At 57.7% G+C, this 21,164-nt stretch carries 16 protein-coding genes and 2 pseudogenes; 8 read left to right on the forward strand and 10 right to left on the reverse strand.

What is annotated here, in order from left to right:
• Positions 1 to 254: 254 nt before the first annotated feature.
• From BWI95_RS16575 to BWI95_RS16585, 3 genes are read left to right on the forward strand one after another with little or no spacing between them, the layout of a single operon-like run.
• On the forward strand, positions 255 to 1,673 hold the full coding sequence (locus BWI95_RS16575; RefSeq protein ID WP_076769862.1) for an SrfA family protein: 1,419 nt from the start codon (positions 255 to 257) through the stop codon (positions 1,671 to 1,673).
• A 3-nt stretch (positions 1,674 to 1,676) separates the two neighbouring features.
• Entirely contained in the window at positions 1,677 to 4,658 is a 2,982-nt protein-coding gene (locus BWI95_RS16580; protein ID WP_076769863.1) for a virulence factor SrfB, read from the forward strand.
• Entirely contained in the window at positions 4,655 to 6,829 is a 2,175-nt protein-coding gene (locus BWI95_RS16585; protein WP_076769864.1) for a virulence factor SrfC family protein, read from the forward strand. Before BWI95_RS16580 ends, BWI95_RS16585 begins: the two co-directional genes overlap by 4 nt.
• A 29-nt stretch (positions 6,830 to 6,858) precedes the next feature.
• Here BWI95_RS16585 and BWI95_RS16590 read toward each other — a convergent pair whose 3' ends face one another.
• The 4 genes from BWI95_RS16590 to BWI95_RS16605 form a co-directional block, all read right to left on the reverse strand.
• Entirely contained in the window at positions 6,859 to 7,620 is a 762-nt protein-coding gene (locus BWI95_RS16590; RefSeq protein ID WP_076769865.1) for an alpha/beta fold hydrolase, read from the reverse strand.
• A gap of 65 nt (positions 7,621 to 7,685) precedes the next feature.
• On the reverse strand, positions 7,686 to 7,859 hold the full coding sequence (locus BWI95_RS16595) for a GhoT/OrtT family toxin (protein WP_076769866.1): 174 nt from the start codon (positions 7,857 to 7,859) through the stop codon (positions 7,686 to 7,688).
• Between the two features lie 104 nt (positions 7,860 to 7,963).
• Positions 7,964 to 8,137 (reverse strand): GhoT/OrtT family toxin, encoded by a 174-nt coding sequence (locus BWI95_RS16600; protein ID WP_071789450.1) that lies wholly within the window; start codon positions 8,135 to 8,137, stop codon positions 7,964 to 7,966.
• Between the two features lie 198 nt (positions 8,138 to 8,335).
• Entirely contained in the window at positions 8,336 to 8,581 is a 246-nt protein-coding gene (locus tag BWI95_RS16605; RefSeq protein WP_083699473.1) for a hypothetical protein, read from the reverse strand.
• Between the two features lie 256 nt (positions 8,582 to 8,837).
• Here BWI95_RS16605 and BWI95_RS16610 point away from each other — a divergent pair, with 256 nt between their 5' ends.
• Positions 8,838 to 9,293: an ECs1072 family phage-associated protein gene (locus BWI95_RS16610; RefSeq protein ID WP_050019375.1), complete on the forward strand. Its 456-nt coding sequence runs from the start codon at positions 8,838 to 8,840 to the stop codon at positions 9,291 to 9,293.
• 42 nt (positions 9,294 to 9,335) lie between these two features.
• Here the strand turns inward: BWI95_RS16610 and BWI95_RS16615 are convergent, their stop codons facing one another.
• From BWI95_RS16615 to BWI95_RS16630, 4 genes and pseudogenes are all read right to left on the reverse strand, one after another.
• Positions 9,336 to 9,533 carry a hypothetical protein gene (locus BWI95_RS16615; RefSeq protein ID WP_054803609.1) on the reverse strand — a complete coding sequence of 66 codons (198 nt, stop codon included), beginning with the start codon at positions 9,531 to 9,533 and terminating at the stop codon, positions 9,336 to 9,338.
• A 193-nt stretch (positions 9,534 to 9,726) separates the two neighbouring features.
• Positions 9,727 to 10,998: an acid phosphatase gene (locus tag BWI95_RS16620; protein WP_054803610.1), complete on the reverse strand. Its 1,272-nt coding sequence runs from the start codon at positions 10,996 to 10,998 to the stop codon at positions 9,727 to 9,729.
• A gap of 274 nt (positions 10,999 to 11,272) precedes the next feature.
• Positions 11,273 to 12,696 (reverse strand): annotated as a pseudogene (patD, locus tag BWI95_RS16625) (aminobutyraldehyde dehydrogenase).
• 163 nt (positions 12,697 to 12,859) lie between these two features.
• Complete coding sequence (locus tag BWI95_RS16630; protein ID WP_076769868.1) at positions 12,860 to 14,266, reverse strand: aminotransferase-like domain-containing protein; 1,407 nt, start codon at positions 14,264 to 14,266, stop codon at positions 12,860 to 12,862.
• Positions 14,267 to 14,537: 271 nt separating this feature from the next.
• Here BWI95_RS16630 and BWI95_RS16635 point away from each other — a divergent pair, with 271 nt between their 5' ends.
• The 3 genes from BWI95_RS16635 to BWI95_RS16645 are packed head-to-tail and all read left to right on the forward strand — an operon-like array spanning position 14,538 to position 17,076.
• Positions 14,538 to 15,938 (forward strand): cytochrome ubiquinol oxidase subunit I, encoded by a 1,401-nt coding sequence (locus tag BWI95_RS16635; protein ID WP_023478676.1) that lies wholly within the window; start codon positions 14,538 to 14,540, stop codon positions 15,936 to 15,938.
• A complete protein-coding gene (gene cydB / locus BWI95_RS16640; RefSeq protein WP_042718231.1) occupies positions 15,938 to 16,948 on the forward strand; it encodes a cytochrome d ubiquinol oxidase subunit II in 1,011 nt (336 codons plus the stop codon). The genes BWI95_RS16635 and cydB overlap by 1 nt, the downstream gene beginning before the upstream one ends.
• Entirely contained in the window at positions 16,948 to 17,076 is a 129-nt protein-coding gene (locus BWI95_RS16645; protein WP_023478887.1) for a DUF2474 domain-containing protein, read from the forward strand. Before cydB ends, BWI95_RS16645 begins: the two co-directional genes overlap by 1 nt.
• 362 nt (positions 17,077 to 17,438) lie before the next feature.
• On the opposite strand, the gene BWI95_RS16650 is transcribed toward BWI95_RS16645, so the two are convergent.
• A complete protein-coding gene (locus BWI95_RS16650; protein ID WP_054803612.1) occupies positions 17,439 to 18,119 on the reverse strand; it encodes a nitroreductase in 681 nt (226 codons plus the stop codon).
• A gap of 96 nt (positions 18,120 to 18,215) precedes the next feature.
• On the opposite strand from BWI95_RS16650, the gene BWI95_RS16655 reads away from it, so the two are divergent.
• Positions 18,216 to 19,157, forward strand: a complete 942-nt coding sequence (locus tag BWI95_RS16655; protein ID WP_054803613.1) for a LysR family transcriptional regulator — start codon at positions 18,216 to 18,218, stop codon at positions 19,155 to 19,157.
• A 33-nt stretch (positions 19,158 to 19,190) separates the two neighbouring features.
• On the opposite strand, the pseudogene BWI95_RS16660 reads toward BWI95_RS16655, so the two are convergent.
• Positions 19,191 to 21,148 (reverse strand): annotated as a pseudogene (locus tag BWI95_RS16660) (peptidase U32 family protein).
• Positions 21,149 to 21,164: the final 16 nt, after the last annotated feature.

Raw genomic sequence — 21,164 nt, forward strand, 5'->3', positions numbered from 1 at the left:
GAGTTCTAATCTCAGCACAGGCCGGGCGAACTGGCAAATAACCAATCTCTATCAAGTTATGCTAAAGCGGTTGTTTTTGCTGAAATATCCACCATGCTTAATAAGAAAATTTACTGTAGGGCGTATTTTGACCGTCATAAGGTCTCGATGCGCTCAATGCGTCGAGAATTCAATGGTTTTGCGCTTTCCTCTGCCTTTTACTGGCGACGGGAACGCGTATAGTAGACGCGTGAAGAAGTCTATGGGATGAAAACGTGGCAAAAACACTCTTGCGCAGCGGCGATCTGGATGATTTCCAGGCCGTTGGCGGCGGCGGTCAGGCCGTATTCGATTCGGCACTACAAATTCGGGAAGCGCTGCGTCTGCGTAAACAGCAGGCGTTAGTGGATTGCCTGGCAATACCGCAGGTTAATGATGAAGGCGATCGTGTCGACTGGTACTCGCCCATCGACGGTCAATCCCGCTCGTGGAAAGCGGCTGAGCCGGAGGCCCGCGCCCGCGCATTGCGCTTCCTCGAAAGCACGCTTGATAGCGCGGCCGCCCTGAGCCGTAAATGTATGCAGTCGCCAAAAACCGCACAGCAACTCTTCGGTTCGCTGCTGGAAAAAGCGCTGCAATTCCCCGGCGAAAACCATGTTTTCCTCGTTGATGGCAAACCGGTCATCACCTTCTGGGGCTTCGTTAACCTTAATGAAAGCGCGCGCGAAAATGTGCTTGAGTGTCTCTACGAGCCTGAGCCGGAAGTGCCGGAGATTGTGATCGAGCCGGAACCGGAGCCCGAGCCGCAACCTGAGCCAGAGCCGGAAAAAGAAGCGCAGAGTGAACCTGCAGCGGAAGCGAGCTTCAGCCAGGCCGATGCCCCGCTCTTAACTACCCCGCCGCCGGTTAAACCGCAGCCGATGAATGTCGCGCCGATCTATCAGGCGGTGCAGGATGCCGATCAGGAGCCTGCTCCGGCGAAAGAGCCCGCCGCCGCCGCGCCCGCACCGAAAACGAAAAAACGTCGCCGCACCGCGCTGTGGCTGCTGCCGTTAGCCGCCGCTGTTGCCGCCGCCGTTGCCGTGCCGGTTGTGCTCAAACAACAGCAGCAGAAAGTAGAAACCGCTTCTGCGCCGGTTGCCGAGCCGACAAAACCGGTCGCCATTGCACCGAAGCCGATTGAGGCGGAACCGATCCCGGCCCTGTCAGCCAATCTGCCGCTGCACCAGGCCGCGGTATTACCGGCTGAAGAGAAAGCCCCGGCAGAGAAACCGGCGGAAAACGAGCCGGTGGTGATTATGCCAATCCCGAAAGGGGCAATGGTAATGGATGCCCAGCAGGTCAAAATGGGCTCGACCAAATTCCTCAACGGCACCTGGCGACTGGCGATGGATATTAAAGATCCGGTCACTGGCAAAGCGCCGAACGTGCGTTATCAGATTCAGAATAATAAAGGCAGCGCCCGCATTGTGATGGGCAAGAACGTCACCTGTCGCGCCGATCTCTTCTCCGGCCTGCATCAGACGGGCGAGTTGCTGATCAAGAGCCGCGGTAATGCGCGTTGCAGCGACGGGACGCGCTACCCGATGCCGGATATTTCCTGTAAAGCAGGCACCAACGACGTGGCGGAGTGCAGCGCGCGTTTTGACGCAAAAACCACCGTTCCGGTGACGTTCAGAAACACAGGTGATTGATTTATGTTGGTTAATCTTTGCGACTACAAACAGAGCGTCACGCTGATCGCCAATAGCGGCGTGCAGTTTCTCGATTTCGGTCTGACGCCGCAGGACTCGGCGAACAGCGGCCGTTTTGTGCGTAAAACCGCGAACGGGCCGCTGCTGCGCCTCGATTTCGACGTGGTGAATGAGCGTTATACCCTGCCCAACCGCGACGGCGGTCAGCCGGAAGTGGTCAAACCCGAGAGCACTCACCCGCTGCAATACTCCCTGTCGATCCTCGACGGCGTCTGGTTGCCGATCCCGTTTCTGCGCTTTAACCCGCCGCGCACCTTCGTTGAAGGCCCGGATAACTGGGCGCGCGTGCAGATCCGCAAACTTCCCGAGCCGGACAGCGCCGGAAACACGCACCGCGTGGCGCTGGCCCTCGACAGCCAGATCAACGGCAACTCGCCTGCCGCCCTTGCGCCGCAGGAGAATGACATTCTCAACGGCACCCGCTTTTCGCTCGCCTGGCGCGATGATGAAGTGGCCGATTTTCTCGACCAGACGTGGGTTGATGGCTGGCTGCGCGAAGCGTTTTTGCACTTTATTACCCAGCATGAAAGCCGCAGCGAGCGCGAAATTCATCAGGCCCTGCGCGGTTTTGAGTACCAGGCGCACTGGCTGAACGTGATGTCGCTGCTCGGCATGCAGATTCAGGTGCCGGAAGTAAAAATCGTCACCCATACGCTCAGCACCCCTGCTATTCCGGTCGATCTGATCCTTGATGTCGGCAATACGCACACCTGCGGCGTGATTATTGAAGATCATGGCGACGCCAACGATGGCCTGCGCCAGACCGCTGAGTTGCAGGTGCGCTCGCTCAGCGAGCCACAATTTCTTAACGAGCCGCTGTTTACCAGCCGGCTTGAGTTTTCTGAAGCGCGCTTCGGCAAGCAGCATTTTTCGGTCGAGAGCGGGCGTGAAGATGCCTTTATCTGGCCGTCGATCGTCCGCGTCGGCGATGAAGCACGCAAGCTGGCGATGCAGCGTATCGGTACCGAAGGAAACAGCGGTATCTCCAGCCCGCGTCGCTATCTGTGGGATGAAACCCCGGTATTGCAGGACTGGCGTTTCAGCCAGATGAACAGCAAAACGCAGCGTGAACCGCTGGCGACCGCCTTCCCGTTGATGAACCTGATGAATGACGAAGGCCAGCCGCTCTACAGCCTGCCGCTGGATGAGCGTCTGCCAGTCTTCTCGCCGCAGTATAGCCGCAGCACGCTGATGACCCATATGCTGTGCGAGCTGCTTTCGCAGGCGCTCGGGCAGATCAACAGCGTTGCGACCCGCCTGCGCCTTGGCTTCCCGGCCTCGCCGCGCCAGCTGCGCACCATTATTCTGACCCTGCCGTCGGCGATGCCGAAGCAGGAGCGCGAGATCTTCCGCCGCCGCATGTTTGAAGCAATTGCCCTGGTGTGGAAAGCGATGGGCTGGCATCCGCAGGATGAGGATTTTGCCCAGCGTAAGCAGCAGGAAAAGAGCGTGGTGCCGGTGCCCTATATCCAGATGGAGTGGGACGAAGCAAGCTGCGGCCAGCTGGTATGGCTCTATAACGAAGCGATCTCCCGCTTTGCCGGGCAGACCGAAACCTTTTTTGCCTCCCTCGCCCGCCCGGATCGCACCGAAGCGCCGGGCGCGGTGCCGGGGCGCTCGCTGCGCGTGGCCTCCGTCGATATCGGCGGCGGCACCACCGATATGGCGATCACCCATTATCAGCTGGATGATGGCACCGGCAGTAATGTCAAAATCACCCCACAACTGCTCTTCCGTGAAGGGTTTAAAGTGGCGGGCGATGACATTCTGTTAGATGTGATCCAGCGCTGCGTGCTGCCTGCGCTGCAAACACATATGCAGAAAGCGGGCATTACCGACGCGGCGGCGATCATGGCAACGCTGTTTGGCGACTCCGGGCGTATCGACACCCAGGCGGTGCTGCGCCAGCAAACCACCCTGCAACTCTTTATGCCGGTTGGCCATGCGATTCTGGCGGCCTGGGAAGAGAGCGACATTAACGATCCGCTGGCTGGCCTTTATGCGACCTTTGGCGAACTGCTGAAGCAGACGCCGACGCGCAACGTGATGAACTACCTGAAGCAGGCGATCGACCACGCCCTGCCTGCCGGTTCGGCGGAGTTTGATGTGCTGTCGGTACCGCTGCAAATCACCTTCCGTGATCTGCAAGAGGCGATGCTGGCCGGGCAGTTTACCCTCACCGCCCCGCTGCACGCGGTGTGTGAAGCGATCAGCCACTACAGCTGCGACGTACTGCTGATTACCGGTCGTCCGGGCTGTCTGCCGGGCGTGCAGGCGCTGATTCGCCACCTGCAACCGGTGCCGGTCAACCGCATGGTGTGGCTGGATAAGTACCGCGTGCATGAGTGGTACCCCTTCAGCCAACAGGGCAAAATCGGTAACCCGAAATCGACTGCCGCCGTTGGCGCGATGCTGTGCAGCCTGGCGCTCGATCTGCGCCTGCCGCGCTTTAACTTTAAAGCGGCGGATATAGGCGCCTACTCGACGGTGCGCTACCTCGGCGTACTGGATAACGTGGTTAATACCCTGCGTGATGAGAACATCTGGTATCACGATATCGATCTGGATAAACCCGGTGCCAAGCTGGATGCGCGGCTGCACTTCCCGCTGCGCGGCAATGTGACGCTCGGTTTCCGTCAGCTGGCAAATGCCCGCTGGCCGGCCACGCCGCTCTACACGCTGAGTATTAACTCGCAGGAGCTGGCGAAAACCATCGCCGGTGACGGGGTGTTGAATGTGCGGCTACAGTTTAGCGGCGGCAATAAACACCACGGCCCGGAGGCGTTTACCCTGAGTGAAGCCTGGTTGCAGGATGGCACCCCGGTTCCTGCCGATGCGTTAACGTTTAAATTGAATACGCTGGCCGACCGCCGACACAGCGGAAGCCATTACTGGATCGACAGCGGGAGTGTGTACCTGAAATGAGTGCGAGCGTAAAAACCACCCAAGCCTTAACTGCATGGATCACTAACAACCGTCAGCACTCACCGCTGCTCGATGATGACGCCGATGCCCTGCTGGCGCGCGTTACCGCTGCCGCGGCCGATGAACAGGCGCTGGCGGAGGTGGCTGACGCTCCCTGCACCGTCGGGCTGTATGGTCGCTCGCAGGCGGCAAAAGCGCATCTGCTCGCCGCCCTGTGCGGCAGCGGCAATGGCCGCATGCATGTGCGCCCCGGCGAAAAGACGCTGGATTACTTCAGCCACATCAACCCCGGTCACGCCCTCACCAGCATGGCGCTGCGTTTTAGCCAGCGCCTGCCGTTTATGGATGAGGGTTTCCCGCTCTGCCTGCGCATTCTCAGTGAAGCGGAGCTGGTCCAGCTGTTTATCGCCCATGCGCATCAGCAGCCAGACCTGCGCGCGGTTGATAAAGCGGTAATTGAAGATCGGGTCGCGAAATGGCGCGCGCTGCGCCAGCCTAACGCTGTGCCGGGGATCACCGCCGAGGAGATTGGCGCTATTGCCCGCTTCTGGCGCGCTGTCGTGCCCGCCGCGCAGCAGCAGATGGATGATGCGCTCTGGTATCAGTTCGCCACCCTACTGCCCTCCCTTGATCTGAGCGCACGCGCCAGCGCCTGGTCGCTACTGTGGGGCGAACAGCAAGAGTTGACCCAGCAGTGGTTTGCCCTTGCGCACACCCTGCATCAGACCGGTAACGCCACCGAGATCGCAGCACCGCTGAGCATTCTGGTGGATACCTTCGCGCTGCCGACCGACGGTTTTTTAACCCCGGCGGTTGAGCAGGAGGAGGCGATCCAGGATGAAGTGGTGGTGCACCCGTGGGCCAACGAGCAGTTGCAAAATGCGGTCAGCATTCCGCTGGCAACGCTGGCGCTGATCACCCGCGAGCTGGTGCTGCCGGTGGAAAACAGCCTGCTACCGGGCGTCGATATTCTGGATATTCCCGCCCCCGGCCCGCGTGAAGGCCAGCCGCTGTGGCGCAGTAAATGCCGCTGGCTGCTGGAGAACTACCGCCAGCGCCTGCAACCGGATGTGTTGATGATCTGCAACGCCACGCTCGATCGCGCGGAAACCGCCACCACCGCACGCGCGCTGCTGAACTGGGTGAAAGAGACGCAGTCGGGCCAGGAGTCGGCGCTACCGGGGCTGGTCTGGGCGATCACGCCGCAGGATGCGCGTTTTACGCTGGCGCAAAATCTGGATGAAACCGTCCAGCAGCTGATTGGCAAACCGGGCCAGCACTGGGGCACATTGCAGGCGCTGGATGCCAGCAGTTTGCAGCGTCTGCTTGAGTGGCTGGCGCAAGCCACCGCGCCCGCCCTGCGCCAGCAGCGGCTGAAAGCGCTGAGCGACCGCCAGCAGCGCGCCCTGCGTGATTTGTTGCAGGCATGGGTCGTCAGCCCGGAACAGGATGCGGATGAGCAGCGTAAACGGGCGGAGTCCGTGGTGCGCGAACTGCAGGTTCAGGCTTCACGCCACGGTGAACTGCTGGAAGGATTGATGCCGGATATGCAGCAGTTCGATACGCTCTGGAAGGTACAGCAGCCGCGTGAAGAGAAAGTGAGCGGCCTGTTTAACGAGTCAATCGACCTGTTTGCTGAATCGGCTGAGAGCGCCGAGCCGCAGGCAATGGCGAAAGATGTCGGTCAGCAGGCGCATGCTCTGTGGGTCAACCACGTGCGCCAGTGGAGCCGCAATGATGACAATGCTGTGCGCCTCGGCGTCAGCCCGGCGACGCTGCGCCAGATGGCCGAGATTGTGATTATCAGCAGCTACCGCCTGCGTCTGCCGGAAACCCTGCAGAAGATTATGCAGCGCGATACCGCCTGCGCAGCGCAGCTTCATGCCGCCATCGGCAACTTTGTCGCCTGGCTCGGCTATGCCGATCTCCCGCCGGAGAGCCGCCCGGCCAGCCGCGTGCAGAAAGGCAGCACCATTTTTGCTACCGCGGTGATTGACGTGGGCGGCGAGCGGTTAACGCGTCTCGGGGAGCAGCCGGTACACGCCGCAACCCGCTACGTCTACGACTGGCTGGTCGCGCTCTACAACCGGGCGATTGAGAATATCGGCTACCGCCACCCGCTCGATGTCAGCCCTGAGGCGCGCGCGGCGCTAAAAGCGCTGCTGCCTTAACCCGCAACCCGGCACTCTCGCCGGGTTTTTTATTCGTGCTGCGCGATAAACGACCCGATCGCCTGCGCCAGTGCCGATGGCTGCTCCCATGACATGGAGTGACCGGCGTCGGCGATAATGCGCAGATCGATCCCCTGCTGGCGGACCTCATCGGCGTCACTGTCCGGCAGCGAGTGCGCGCCGAAAATCAGCGTCTTCGGGCGCGGCAGGTCGACAAACAGGTTCATCCAGCCGGGCGTGATGCCCTCAACCAGGCTTTTCGCTTCCCGCCACATCGCCCAGGGCGCCGTGCTCTGCAAACTGCCCGCCCACGGCGAGGTCTCCCGCGCCAGCATCGCCGCATAGCCGCAGGTGACAAAATCCCCTTCGTCCATGCTCGCCACCTCGCGGCTGAACTGCCCACCGCCGGGGTAAAAATTAGGCTCGGAAACGGCAAGACCATTAAGACGTGAATTAACTTGTGAGGCGACCTCAATGGCAATGCTGCCGCCCATGCTGTGACCGTAGAGCCAGAAGGCATCCAGGCCAAGATGATCGAGCACTTCCACTACGACGTTTGCCTGATCGGTGGTGCGATAGGCGTAGCTGGCGGGTCGTTCACTGTAGCCACTGCCGGGCAGATCGATAAGTATGGCGCGTCGTCCGGCGAGTGCCGGGTCGGTAATAATGCGCGGATATTCAAAGGATGATGCGCAGCCCAGGCCGTGAATAAAGACCACTGGGTCGCCTTCGCCCGGTAAGGCGTGCCAGCGAACGCGGCACTGCGCGTGGTGTGAATTGAGTTCGTCCATTTGCTCTCCCTCTTGCGTGATACTGGTATTTTATACAGCATTTCAGCGCAAGATTGCGAGCGATTTCAAAAGAGTGAAATAAGGAGCGCCACCGGGAAGCTGATCGGCCATGTTGCACCGACTAATAGTGCACTCAATAAGCGCATGGTGCGCCTCTCTTTGGTGAGAAACCAGGTGACAAGCGCGCAAATCGTCGCCATTACCCCGTAAAAAATCAGCAGTTTTGTGTAGAGATCCATCCGCTTTCTCCTGTCCATAGGCCAACGTGCAGTGCCTATGCTGCTCTCTTTCTTGCCCGCATGCTGTCGGGGCGGTCACGCTTTGCTTAGCAGCCAGGCAGAGATCAGAAAATGGAGAACAGCAGCGCGACCGGAAAGCTCATCGGCCAGGTGGAACCGACCAGAAAAGCACTCAGCAGGCGGATGCGTTTACGATCGTGCGACAGAAACCAGGTGATAAAGGCGCAGATCAACGCCATGACACAATAGAACACCAACATTTTTTGGTATAACGACATAACAAGCATTAACCCAGAAGTAACAAAACGTGCGCAATATGCTCTTTTAATTGACCTTTATCAAGTTTAAATAGTTTCTCAAAACAGGCCGTATGCCGCAATTTTGATCTAACGAGCTGAATCTATTCATAAACGTCCGCCGGGAGTAATCCTTGATGGGGAGGGTAAACACAGCGTCAGCGGACGTCTCTTTTCTGATTATTGTTGGCGCTCGCGCCACGCGTTAATCATCTCCTTTGTCACTTCATTGGCATAACAGATGGGTGCATAACCCCCTGCTTTGCTCCAGGCGCTACGGCGCCCGCACGAACTGCCGTTCCGCGCGCGATTAAACGGGCAAGCACAGGTGCCCGGATACTCGGCAATTGACTCTTCAATAATTGCCTGTTTGACCTGCGCATCACTCAGCGCCTGCCCTTTTGCCACCCCTTGCGGTGCCACCATCACACTGGCAGCCACAATAACGCCTGCTAACCATGTCGCTATTTTCATTTTTTTATCCCGTGAAGGTATGAATCATAAAACTATTCTTATTATTCCTGCTCAATATTGATTAAAAACAACTCAGCTTATTTAGATGCATTTCTGTATGAGATTTAACTTAAGTCTGATTATTAATAGCGAAAGCCAGTAATTAAGTGCTGCTATATTTGGCGAGCCAGAATCTTCTCTGTTATTGTTTTTATCAGGCAAAGAAAAGGTGAAACAAGGTAAGTTTATGCAGAAATATGACGATCTGTGGCAAGCCATTGAAGTTCGGGTGCGTGAAAATAATGACATCACGCTTAACGATTGGACCACGGATAGCGTGCGGGGCCATGCTGCGAGGCAGCGCATTGCGCAAATATTTATCCTCGAAGTCCTGCTGGCGCGCCATCGTGAAAAGTATGCCAGTAACTTTGTTCCCCTCGCCGGTGAGGAGGCGCTCTACCATCTCATCTTCAAACGTACCGGCTGGAAGCCGTTTGAAGTGAAACAGCTCTCTTTTATCGACACGCTGTTTGTGCTGGCCGAGCTGTTCCGCGACGAAAACTTACCGACAGAAGTCCGCGCCGTACTGCGCTCGCAGGGCATTAAAGATGAGGCGCTGCCCACCTACGATTTCTCAGAGAAAGATTGGGCACCGCGCGAAAACGAGGTGTTCCTGCGCCGTTAAGCTGTGTGATAAAAAAGGGGCTCAACTGAGCCCCTTTTTTTATTACTGTGCCGCTACGCTACACTCCATTGTTAGCGCGAGCGGCGCACGGGCAAAATAAAACTCCTCTCCTTCACACCAGTAACTTTCAATCGGCATTGCGCCATATGAGAGTGTTGAAGAGATAGTTGTGTCGCCGTCATCCACTGTCAAAAACTCGGCAGCACGCCCGGGAATCAGTACGACTACGATTTTACTCATTATGATTTAATTCCCCTGCCTGATTATTCAAAAGCTAGCTATTATTACCGCTTTTTGTGACGGGGTAATGACATTATTTGTAAGTAATTTCCTGCCGTCCCTGGTGACGCTAAATATTAATTTTTGATTATCAGACGCGTTTAGCTTCTGACAACAAATACTGTGCTGGCCGTGCCCGAACCGTTGTGAAAACTTACTTCGCTTTATGCGCCATCGCATAAGCTTCTGGCAGGTTCAGACGTTGCCAGAAGTTCTGATCGGCGGTTTCGCCAGACAGCGGATAACCACCCGGCAGTGCCGTTTTCACCATCAAATCACGGCGTGCGGACGCCGACAGATTCGGTAACGCCGCCTCCAGCAGCACTTCCGCCCCTTCCGGTACTTTCACCGGCTGCACGTTGCCTTTTTGCTGCGGAAGGTCGTAGGTCATGGTGAAGCGGTAAAACTCTTTCATCGCCGGGTTACGATATGGATCGTCTTTGCCAGCCGTTCTCGCGCACTCTGCAAGGGAGGTGCCGCACTCTTTTTCCAGTGCCGTACGCAGTTGATCGCGCGCTTCGTTAAACAGCTTACGATAAGCCGGATCATTGAGGTAATGCGCCACGTTACGCTGGGCCACCATTCTTGAACCCATCACATCCAGCGGATAGTGCACGCCCAGTACGATGCGTGAATAGCCATAGCGCGCACCGCGCTCCACTAGTGAGTCAAAGCGTTCCGGGATCATCTCCGCCATCAGCAGAGAATCAGTGTAACCGGTATTGGTATGGCCGCTCGGGAAGGAGCCGCCGTCGGCCGAGTATGGTTTGTTATCTTTCACTACCACATCATCCGGGACCTGGTGAATGGTATTGCCCTGAATCAGAAACGGACGTTTGTAGTCAAAGTGCTTCTTCGCCGCGCCGGTGCTGACTTCGCTGGTTTTGATCAGCGCGGCGGCTTTGCTTAATTCGCCTTTATCATAGGCGGCGATAAACGCTTTACCCAGACGAGGACCGAGCGCGTCAGAGAGAAAATAGAGGTAGCTGATACCTTCTGCATCCGCCAGCGCCTGATGGCGCAGCCCTTGGGTGGCATCGAGGTTAATCGTCTCAACGGTTTTCAGGTTCTGGTCCAGCACCGGTGCAGGAAGCTTGCTGAACGCGGAGAGCAGCTCAATGCCCGCTTTTTGGTTGTCTTTCACTTTGAAGTCATAGCCGCTGGCTTTCAGCCAGGCGGTATCGGCCTGTTTTGCGCTTTGCGCCGCTTTCTCCAGTTGTCCGCGCTCCACTTTTGCACTGTCGCCTTTCAGCGCGTCACGCAGCGCGGACAGAGACTGGCTTTCCAGGCCATCAAATGCCTGGCTTACCGACGCCGGGGTAGTGGTATTTGCGATGTCGCGTGCAGCAGTCAAAGGGAGATCTTTCGCCATCGCCTGATGAGCAAGCAGCAGGGAAGCGGTGAACAGCGTCATACGGGCTTTCATTTTTTATCCTTTTATTCAAACAATAACCTTGCCTGCGCATGACGCTAGTCCTGTAAATTGACGCTTTTGTGACACGGAGACACTTTGAAACGTTTTATGGGAGCCTGAAACAAGCGCATCGGCTACGGCATTTTCATGCCCGATTTTTTGTCTAACCCGGCCGCTGCCACCTTTCCCTATCCCAACAGTAATCTTGACTTCACTGCCCCACCCGTGCCCCAGAAGATAGTGGCTGCAACACAATAACCTTGTATTACAGCCACTTAAAGCTTCCTCAGTGTTTTATCATCACATGCCGAACTACCGTGTAATCCTCCAGCCCGTAAATCGACATATCTTTGCCGTAGCCGGAGTGTTTTTGTCCGCCGTGCGGCATTTCGCTGACCAGCATAAAGTGGGTGTTGACCCAGGTGCAGCCATACTGCAGCCGTGCGCTGATGCGGTGCGCGCGTCCGACATCTTTGGTCCATACCGATGAGGCGAGGCCATAGTTCGAATCGTTGGCCCAGCCGAGCACCTGCGCTTCGTCATCAAACTCTGTAACGCTGACCACCGGGCCAAACACTTCGCGCTGCACGATCGCGTCTTCCTGCTTTGCGCCTGCCAGCAAGGTTGGCTGGTAGTAATAACCTGCGCCCGGCTGTTTATTGCCGCCGGTCACCACCCTGATATGCCCGAGCGCCTTCGCCTCGTCGACGGCGCGCGCTACGCGATCAAGGTGCGCTTGGGAGCTGAGCGGCCCAAGCTCGGTGGACTCATCGTTTGGCTCGCCCATCTTCAGGCTGGCGACGGCGGCGCCGAGCTTCTCAACCAGCGCATCATAGATGCCCTTTTGCGCATAGATGCGGCAAGCAGCGGTGCAATCCTGCCCGGCATTGTAGAAACCAAAGGTGCGCACCCCTTCGACCACCGCGTCGAGATCGGCATCATCAAACACAATCACCGGCGCTTTGCCGCCGAGTTCCATATGGGTGCGCTTAATAGAGGAAGCGGTATGGGAAATGATGTGCTCACCGGTGGCAATCGATCCGGTCAGCGAAACCATGCGCACCTTTTGATGGCCGGTTAAACGATCGCCGACGCTCTGCCCGCGACCAAACAGCACATTCAGCACGCCCGGCGGGAAGATGCCTTGCGCTAACTCCGCCAGCTTCAGCAGGGTCAGCGGTGTAATTTCGGAGGGTTTGATCACCACGCAGTTTCCCGCCGCCAGCGCCGGGGCGAGTTTCCATGCCGCCATCATTAGCGGGTAGTTCCACGGCGCAATAGAGGCCACCACGCCTAATGGATCGCGGCGAATCATTGAGGTGTGCCCCTCCAGATATTCGCCCGCCGCCAGCCCGTTCAGGCAGCGCGCGGCACCGGCGAAGAAGCGGAAAACATCCACCACCGCCGGAAGTTCATCATTTAATACGCAGTGCAGCGGCTTGCCGCAGTTGAGCGACTCGAGGCGCGCAAACATCTCCGCATTATCCTCAATCACCTGCGCCAGTTGCAGCAGCGCGTCGGCGCGCGCTTTCGGCGTAGTCTGCCCCACTCGACAAAGGCCCGGTCTGCTGCCTCGACGGCCGCGTCGACCTGCGCATGTGACGCTTCGGCGATCGACAGCAGCACCTCGCCGGTGGCGGGATTGTAGACCGCCTGCTCTTCACCTTCGCCGTTAACCAGTTCGCCATTAATAAACAGTTGATGTTGCATCGCGCTCCCTCTGCCCGGTCAATAAGTCTGTTTACGGATTAGCCGCAAGGCCCCCACTCTATTAAAAATAGACGGCGCGCAGAGAGAACGGGTGGGCAGCCAGTGCTGAACTGTGTTGCTATTCACATTTCCTATGAATAGCGGTCAGCGCAGCGGCAAAAGGTTATTGCATCATCTGGCGGATCAGCTCGCCGAGGCGCATCGCCGCCCGCTCCTCTTTCTCGCCCCACGCCCAGGCGCAGTTAAAGCGAAAGAAGGAGATCCAGTTATCGGAGGTGGAAAACATCTTGCCCGGCGCAATGCTGATGTGGTGCGCCAGCGCCTGCTGGCTGAGCACGCCCGCATCCAGGCCGTTCGGCAACTCAAGCCATAAAAAATAGCCGCTCTCGTTGCGGTAGATTTTCACCTCCGGTGGCAGATGGCGCAGTAACGCCTGCCAGGCGAGATGCTTGCGCTCCGCCAGCTGGCGGCGCAAGCGGCGCAGGTGTGCGTCGTAGTGATGGGTGGAGAGATAATCAACCAGCGCCAGCTGTAGCGGCGAACTGGTGGATAAGGTGCTCATTAATTGCAGCTGCTGAATGCGCCGCGCGTGACGCCCAGCCGCTACCCAGCCGACGCGAAAGCCGGCGACAAGGCATTTTGAAAAGGAGGAACAGTGCAGGGTCATATCCTCTTTATCCCAGGCTTTGGCGGGCAGCGGCTGTTCGCGGCCATAATAGAGCTCGCTGTAGACATCATCTTCAATCAGCGTGACATTGTGCGCGGTCAGCAACTCGACCAGTCGCGCCTTTTTCTCCGGGCTGAGGGTAAAGCCGAGCGGGTTCTGGCTGTTGGTCATCAGCCAGCAGGCTTTCACCGGGTATTCGGTCAGCGCCTGCTCAAGCGCGTCGAGATCGATGCCGGCTTTCACATCCGTCGGTACCGAGAGCGCTTTCAGTTTCAGCCGCTCCAGCGCCTGTAGCGCGCCATAAAAACAGGGGCTTTCAATGATCACCCAGTCGCCCGGCTCGGTAACGGCCTGCAGGCTGAGGTTCAGTGCCTCGAGGGCACCGGCGGTAATCACAATCTCGTCCGGCGAGATATTCATTCCCTGGCGGGCGTAACGCCGGGCGATAGCATGGCGTAACTGGCTGTTGCCCGGCGGCAGGTTCTCAATCACGCTCATCGCCCCTGCACTCTTGCTTACCTTTGCCAGCGAGCGGTTAAGCTGCGGCATCGGAAAGAGTTTCGGATCGGGGAACGCGGAGCCAAACGGCAATACCGAGGCGTCACAGCTTGCCTGCAATACATCAAATATATAGGTGTTGATATCAACCGCTTCGTCACGCATCACCTGCGGCGCAGGTGCGCGCGTCAACCCCGGCGTCGGTGCGACAAAATAGCCCGACTGCGGGCGCGCAATCACCCGCCCCTGGCTCTCCAGCAGCTGATACGCATGCCCGACGGTCATAAAACTCAGCCCGCTGCTCGCCACCTGTTCGCGCAGCGACGGCAGCTTTTCACCCGGTCGCCAGACGCCAAGTTCAATTTGTTCAACGATTTGCTGCGCCAGGCGCTGATATTTTTTCATGGTTGTTCACGTGACCGAAGAGTACGTCATGATGGCACGCTAATGGCGATCTCGCTATATCAGTTTAGAAAAAGTGCGCAATGCGCCGAACTGTTATAGACAGTTACAACCATGACTTTCTGGTGAATATTTCCCGTTTCGCCTGGACTATCCTGCAACCTGCCGTACCCTTGTAAAGGACTGTTATATGTAAATTGCTGTCAACTGTCTCTGCAAGTCGGCGGGCGTAGTCATTAACATTGACGCCACACCATTGATTCTGAGGATGTGCATGTTTGGTTTAGATGCGTTTTACCTGGCGAGGATACAGTTCGCCTTCACCGTTTCGTTCCACATCATCTTTCCGGCGATAACCATTGGCCTTGCCAGTTATCTCGCGGTGCTGGAAGGTCTGTGGCTGAAAACCCGGAACCCGGACTGGAAAACCCTTTACCACTTCTGGTCGAAGATCTTTGCCGTTAACTTCGGCATGGGGGTAGTTTCTGGTCTGGTGATGGCCTATCAGTTCGGCACCAACTGGAGCGGATTTTCGCAATTTGCGGGCAGCATTACCGGCCCGCTGCTCACCTATGAGGTGTTAACCGCCTTCTTCCTTGAAGCAGGCTTCCTTGGCGTAATGCTGTTTGGCTGGAATAAAGTCGGCCCAGGGCTGCACTTTTTCTCCACCTGCATGGTGGCGCTCGGCACGCTGATGTCGACCTTCTGGATCCTCGCGTCCAACAGCTGGATGCATACCCCGCAGGGCTTTGCCATTGAAAATGGCCAGGTGATCCCGGTGGACTGGTTTAAGGTAGTCTTTAACCCCTCCTTCCCGTATCGCCTGTTCCATATGTCGATTGCCGCCTTCCTCAGTAGCGCGCTGTTTGTCGGTGCTTCTGCGGCCTGGCACCTGCTGCGCGGCAACAATACGCCGGCGATCCGCAAAATGTTCTCCATGGCAATGTGGATGGCGCTGGTTGTGGCACCCATTCAGGCGATGGTCGGTGATATGCACGGCCTGAATACGCTTGAGCATCAGCCAGCGAAGATTGCCGCCATTGAAGGCCACTGGGAGAACCCGCCGGGTGAAGCAACGCCGCTGCTGCTGTTTGGCCTGCCGGATATGGAGCAGGAGCGCACCCGCTACGCGGTAGAGATCCCGGCGCTCGGCAGCCTGATTCTCACCCACAGCCTCGATAAGCAGGTCCCGGCGCTGAAAGAGTTCCCCAAAGATGAGCGCCCCTACTCGCCGATCGTCTTCTGGTCATTCCGCATTATGGTAGCGCTGGGCATGCTGATGATTGGTCTTGGCGTGATGGCGCTGTGGCTGCGTTATCGCAAGCGGCTGTATGAGTCGCGGCCGTTCCTGCACTTTGCCCTCTGGATGGGGCCTGCGGGGCTGATCGCCATTCTCGCCGGGTGGGTGACCACCGAAGTGGGCCGCCAGCCGTGGGTGGTTTATGGCCTGCTGCGTACTGCCGATGCGGTTTCCGGTCACGGCGATTTGCAGATGAGCCTCAGCCTGCTGGCCTTCTTTATCGTCTACTGCTCGGTGTTTGGCGTCGGCTATCTCTATATGGTGCGTTTGATCACCAAAGGGCCGCAGCCGCACGATGAAAACACCACGCAGGGCACTCCGGCACGTCCGCTTTCAGCGGCAGGTGAACATCTTCCGGCTGATGAGGATAAATAATGGGTATCGATCTTCCGTTAATTTGGTTTGTCATTATCGTCTTCGCGACCCTGATGTATATCGTGATGGATGGTTTTGACCTGGGCATCGGCATCCTCTTTCCGGTGACGCGCGACGGCCACGATCGCGATGTGATGGTCAACAGCGTCGCGCCGGTGTGGGATGGGAACGAAACGTGGTTAGTGCTGGGCGGTGCGGGGCTGTTTGGCGCTTTTCCGCTGGCCTATGCGGTAATTACCGACGCGCTGACCATTCCGCTGACGCTGATGCTGATTGGCCTGATCTTCCGCGGCGTGGCCTTTGAGTTTCGCTTTAAAGCGACTGAAGCGCACCGTCCCTTCTGGGATAAAGCCTTTTTGTCCGGCTCGCTGCTGGCGACCTTCTCGCAGGGCGTGGTGGTTGGCGCGTTTATCAATGGCTTTAAAGTGACTGGACGCACTTTCAGCGGCGGCGCGCTCGACTGGCTGACGCCGTTTAACCTCTTCTGCGGCCTTGGTCTGGTGATCGCTTATGCGTTGCTGGGTGCAAGCTGGCTGGTGATGAAGAGCGGCGAACCGTTGCAGGGCAAAATGCGTGCGGCGGCGAAAAAACTGCTGCTGGCGTTACTGGTGGTGATGGGCGTTATCAGCCTGTGGACGCCGCTCTCCCACGGTGCGATTGCCGATCGCTGGTTCAGCATGCCGAACCTGCTCTTCTTCTCGCCGGTGCCGCTGCTGGTGATTGCGCTCAGCATCTGGCTCTGGCGTTGCCTCGGCAATGAAGAGGTACACAGACGCCCCTTCCTGCTGACGCTGGGGTTAATTTTCCTCGGCTTTAGCGGCCTTGGGATCAGTATCTGGCCCAACATTATCCCGCCGGATATCAGCTTCTGGCAGGCGGCTGCACCGCCGCAAAGCCAGGGCTTTATGCTGGTCGGCGCGCTGCTGATAATCCCCATCATTCTGGTTTACACCTTCTGGAGCTACTACGTGTTCCGCGGCAAAATCCAGCATGGCGAGGGGTATCATTGATGAAACAACCGCTATGGAAACGGCTGATGTGGCTGGTCGTCATCTGGGGCGGAAGCGTACTGGCGCTGGCTGCCGTCAGCATGGTGTTCCGGCTGTTGATGTCAGCCGCCGGGTTTAAATCCCATTAAGATCAAAGGCCGGAAACACGTTAATGTTTCCGGCCTTTTTTATGGTTTTTTTGCCTGATGGCGGCTCCGCCTTATCCGGCCTACGCGGACCGAGAGATGTTGTAGGCCAGATAAGCGCAAGCGCCATCCGACAGATTGTTTCCGGCCTTTTTTATGTTTTTTTCCGGACAGCGGCTCCGCCTTATCCGGCCTACGCAGACCGAGCGGTGTTGTAGGCCGGATAAGCGCAAGCGCCATCCGGCAGATTGTTTCCGGCCATTTTTATGGTTTTTTGCCGGATGGCGGCTCTACCTATTCCGGCATACGCAGACCGAGCGATGTTGTAGGCCGGATAAGCGCAAGCGCCATCCGGCAAATAACCGCTATTTGTGCATCACCACACTGCTTTCCACCGGAATGCGCGGCATGCGCAGCGTCGCGGCGATATTGCTGGTGTCGGCGTAACCAAACGAGATACCAAACAGCAGACGGTACTCATCTGATACCCCCAGCGCTTCACGCACCAAATCGGCATGAAAACCGAGCAGCGTCTGCGGAATACCGGCAAAGCCGCGGGCGGCTAAGGAGAGCAAAAAGGTCTGCCCGTACATGCCCATATCCGACGCCACGCGAACGTTATCGCCAAAGCTCGGCATAAACAGAAACGCCGCGTGTGGCGCATCGAAAAAGCGGTAGTTGCGCAGGTAGTATTCACGGCGCTTCTCTTTATCATCCCGCGCAATGCCCAGCGCTTCGTAATAGAGCTTCGCCTGCTGCTGGCTGCGGTCAAAATAGTCGCCGTGGAAATCCTCATAGGCGAAGGTGAAGTCCGGCGTCTGTTTGCCGGCAATATCATTCTCGATCATCAGCTGCGCAAGGCGATCCTTGGTTTCGCCGGAAACCACGTGCACATGCCAGGGCTGGGTGTTGCAGTTGGAGGGCGCGTATTGCGCATCCTGCAGAACGGCGTGGATCTGCTCATCCGTCAACGGCGTGGGCAAAAAGGCGCGTACCGAGGTGCGCTGGCGGACGGTTTCATCGAAAGCTAAAACAGGCGTACTCATAAATAGTCTCCGTGCTGAGTGTCGGCGTATCTTAACGATGAACTTCGTGCGTAAAAACACTACAATGCGCCATGGACCTTTGCGGATTACGCACAGATGAAAAACCTCAGCCAGATTAGCGCCCGATCGATGCACCTCTTTCTTGCCATCGTACGCGAAGGCAATCTCTCGGAAGTGGCCCGCAACGAGGGGCTTGCCGCCTCGTCCTTATCGCGCGTGGTGCAGCAACTTGAGCAGGCGCTGGAAACCCAACTGCTCTATCGCAACACTCGCGCGGTAATCGCCACCGATGCCGGGCATATTTATGCCCAGACCTTCCGCACGATGTTACAGCAGCTAAGCGATGCGCAGACGCAGGTCGGCGAGCGGCGCGGCGAACCGGGCGGGCGTATCCGCATTAATGCCCCCATCTCCTTTGGTCTGAACCATATCGGGCCACGCATCAGCGAACTGAGTGAGCGCTACGCCGCCCTGCAGATTGAGCTCAATCTTAACGATGACTATATTGACCCCTTTGCCGACGGCACCGATCTGCTGGTGCGTATCGCCTCGCTGAAAAACTCGGAGCTGCACGGGCGGCTGATTGCAAAGCAGACTTGCCACCTGGTGGCAACGCCCAACTATATCCGCCGCTACGGCGCGCCCACCTCGCCCGAAGATCTGCTGACCCACCGCCTGCTGGCCTATCGCGGGAAAACAGGCTTGCAGCGCTGGCGCTTTCAGCGCGGCGAGCATGATTACGCCTTCTCGCCGCAGGCGAAAATTCTCTCGGATAATGCGGAGCTGCTGTTGCAGGCAGCGCGCAACGACGCGGGGATGCTGCTCTTTCCGGACTGGCAGGTGGGCGAGTTGCTTAATCGAGGCGAGCTGGTTGCCCTGCTGCCGGAGTTCACCGCCTCCTATTCGCCGGGCGAACAGTCGCTGTGGATGCTCTATCCGGGCGGGAAATACCCGTCGCTGAATACACGCACGGTGATCGACTTTCTGCTGGCGAGTTTCGGCTCGCCGCCCTACTGGCGCTACACCGCAACGCCATAAACAAAACAGGGTGGCATTGCGCCACCCTGCGGGTTATCTGTTTTTCGGTAGGGTTTTCAGCAAATCATCGGGGCTGATTGAGGCCACCACGCTGCCCGGCAGCGGCATCTTGAGGATGTGATTTTTCATTTTGCCGATCACGTGCATTTCACACGGGCGGCAATCGAAGCGCAGGGTTAACACCTCATCGCCGTGTACCAGTTGCATCGGCGTCGCGCGCCAGCTTTTGATATTGCCCTTCGCCTGTTTTGGGCAGAGGTTAAAGGCAAAGCGCAGGCAGTGTTTGGTGATCATCACCGGTACTTCGCCCTTCTCTTCGTGGGCTTCATACGCCGCGTCAATCAGCTGCACGCCGTAGCGGTGATAGAATTCACGCGCTTTATGGTTGTAAACGTTGGCGAGGAACGAGAGATGGGTTTCCGGGTAGACCGGCGCAGGCGTCGCCACCGCTTTACGGCTGCCGCGCTGATAGCTCGCCAGACGCGCCTCTTCCAGCATCTCCACCGTTTCGCGGCGCAGCTGGTTTAGCAGGCTGTTCGGCACAAACAGCGCCCCCGGCAGGTTGATGTCGACCTTCTGCGCGTAGTAACGGGTGTGCCCAGCTTCGCCAGGCCATCTTTCAGGTTATCGAGCGCTTTTTCCGCGTTATTGGCTTCATCAAACTGGCCATCCAGCGTATGAGTCACGCTGACGCCATCTTCGCTGGTCAGCGTCAGCACCAGTTGCTCCTGCCAGCCGCCCAGCTCAATATCAACGCCGATGCGCCGCTCGCTGGAGGTTTTCAGCAGCGCCTGCTGCCAGTTGTGATCGAGGTTGCGGTTGAGCGCATGGTGCGGACGCAGGGTTTTCAGCGCATCCGGCATCTCGTTCGGGAAGACGCGGTAACGGTTTTCGGCGGTTTTCTCCGCGACGTTAACACGGAAACCAACCACTTCGCGCTTCACCAGCACGTTCAGCCCGTCGCCGTTGGCCAGCGGTTCGGTCACTTCCACGTCGAGATGATCCTTGCCCACTTTCAGCACTTCACCCACCGGCAGGCCGACAAATTTTGGTGAGTCAAACGCGCCGATATCGATTTTGCGCGCGTTAACAAAGTAGTCGGTGCTGCCGCGATGGAAGGTTTTATCCGTTGAGGGAATAAAGAAGTGTTCGGTGCGTCCGGCGGAAGCGCGCGCCAGCTCCGGGCGATCGTCGATAATCGCATCGAGCATCTGGCGATAGTGAGCGGTGATGTTTTTCACGTAGCTCATATCTTTGTAACGCCCCTCAATTTTGAAGGAGCGCACGCCCGCATCGATCAGCGCTGCCAGGTTAGCGGTCTGATCGTTATCTTTCATCGACAGCAAGTGCTTTTCATAGGCCACGACGCGGCCCTGATCGTCTTTCAGAGTGTAAGGCAGACGGCAGGCCTGCGAGCAGTCGCCACGGTTGGCGCTGCGCCCGGTTTGTGCATGGGAGATGTTGCACTGCCCGGAGTAGGCCACGCATAGCGCGCCGTGAATAAAGAACTCAATGGTCGCGTCCGTCGCCTGGTGAATGGCGCGGATCTGCTCCAGATTCAGCTCGCGGGCCAGCACAATCTGGCTGAAGCCGACGTCGGAGAGGAATTTGGCTTTTTCAACGCTGCGGATATCGCACTGGGTACTGGCATGCAGCTCAATCGGTGGGATATCCATCTCCAGCACGCCCATATCCTGCACAATCAGTGCATCAACACCGGCCTGGTAGAGATCGCCGATCAGTTTCTGCGCCGGTTCCAGTTCATCATCATGAAGAATGGTATTGAGGGTGATAAACACCTTCGCGCCATAGCGATGGGCGAACGGCACCAGTTCGGCAATATCGCGCAGGCTGTTGCCGGCGTTATGGCGGGCGCCGAAGCCGGGGCCACCAATATAGACCGCGTCCGCGCCGTGAAGGATCGCTTCACGGGCGATGGCGGTGTCGCGTGCCGGACTGAGCAGTTCAAGATGATGAGGGTGCAGGCGCATACAATCGTCGTTATCC

Source organism: Kosakonia cowanii JCM 10956 = DSM 18146, assembly GCF_001975225.1.
In the GTDB taxonomy this organism is placed as follows: Bacteria; Pseudomonadota; Gammaproteobacteria; order Enterobacterales; family Enterobacteriaceae; genus Kosakonia; species Kosakonia cowanii.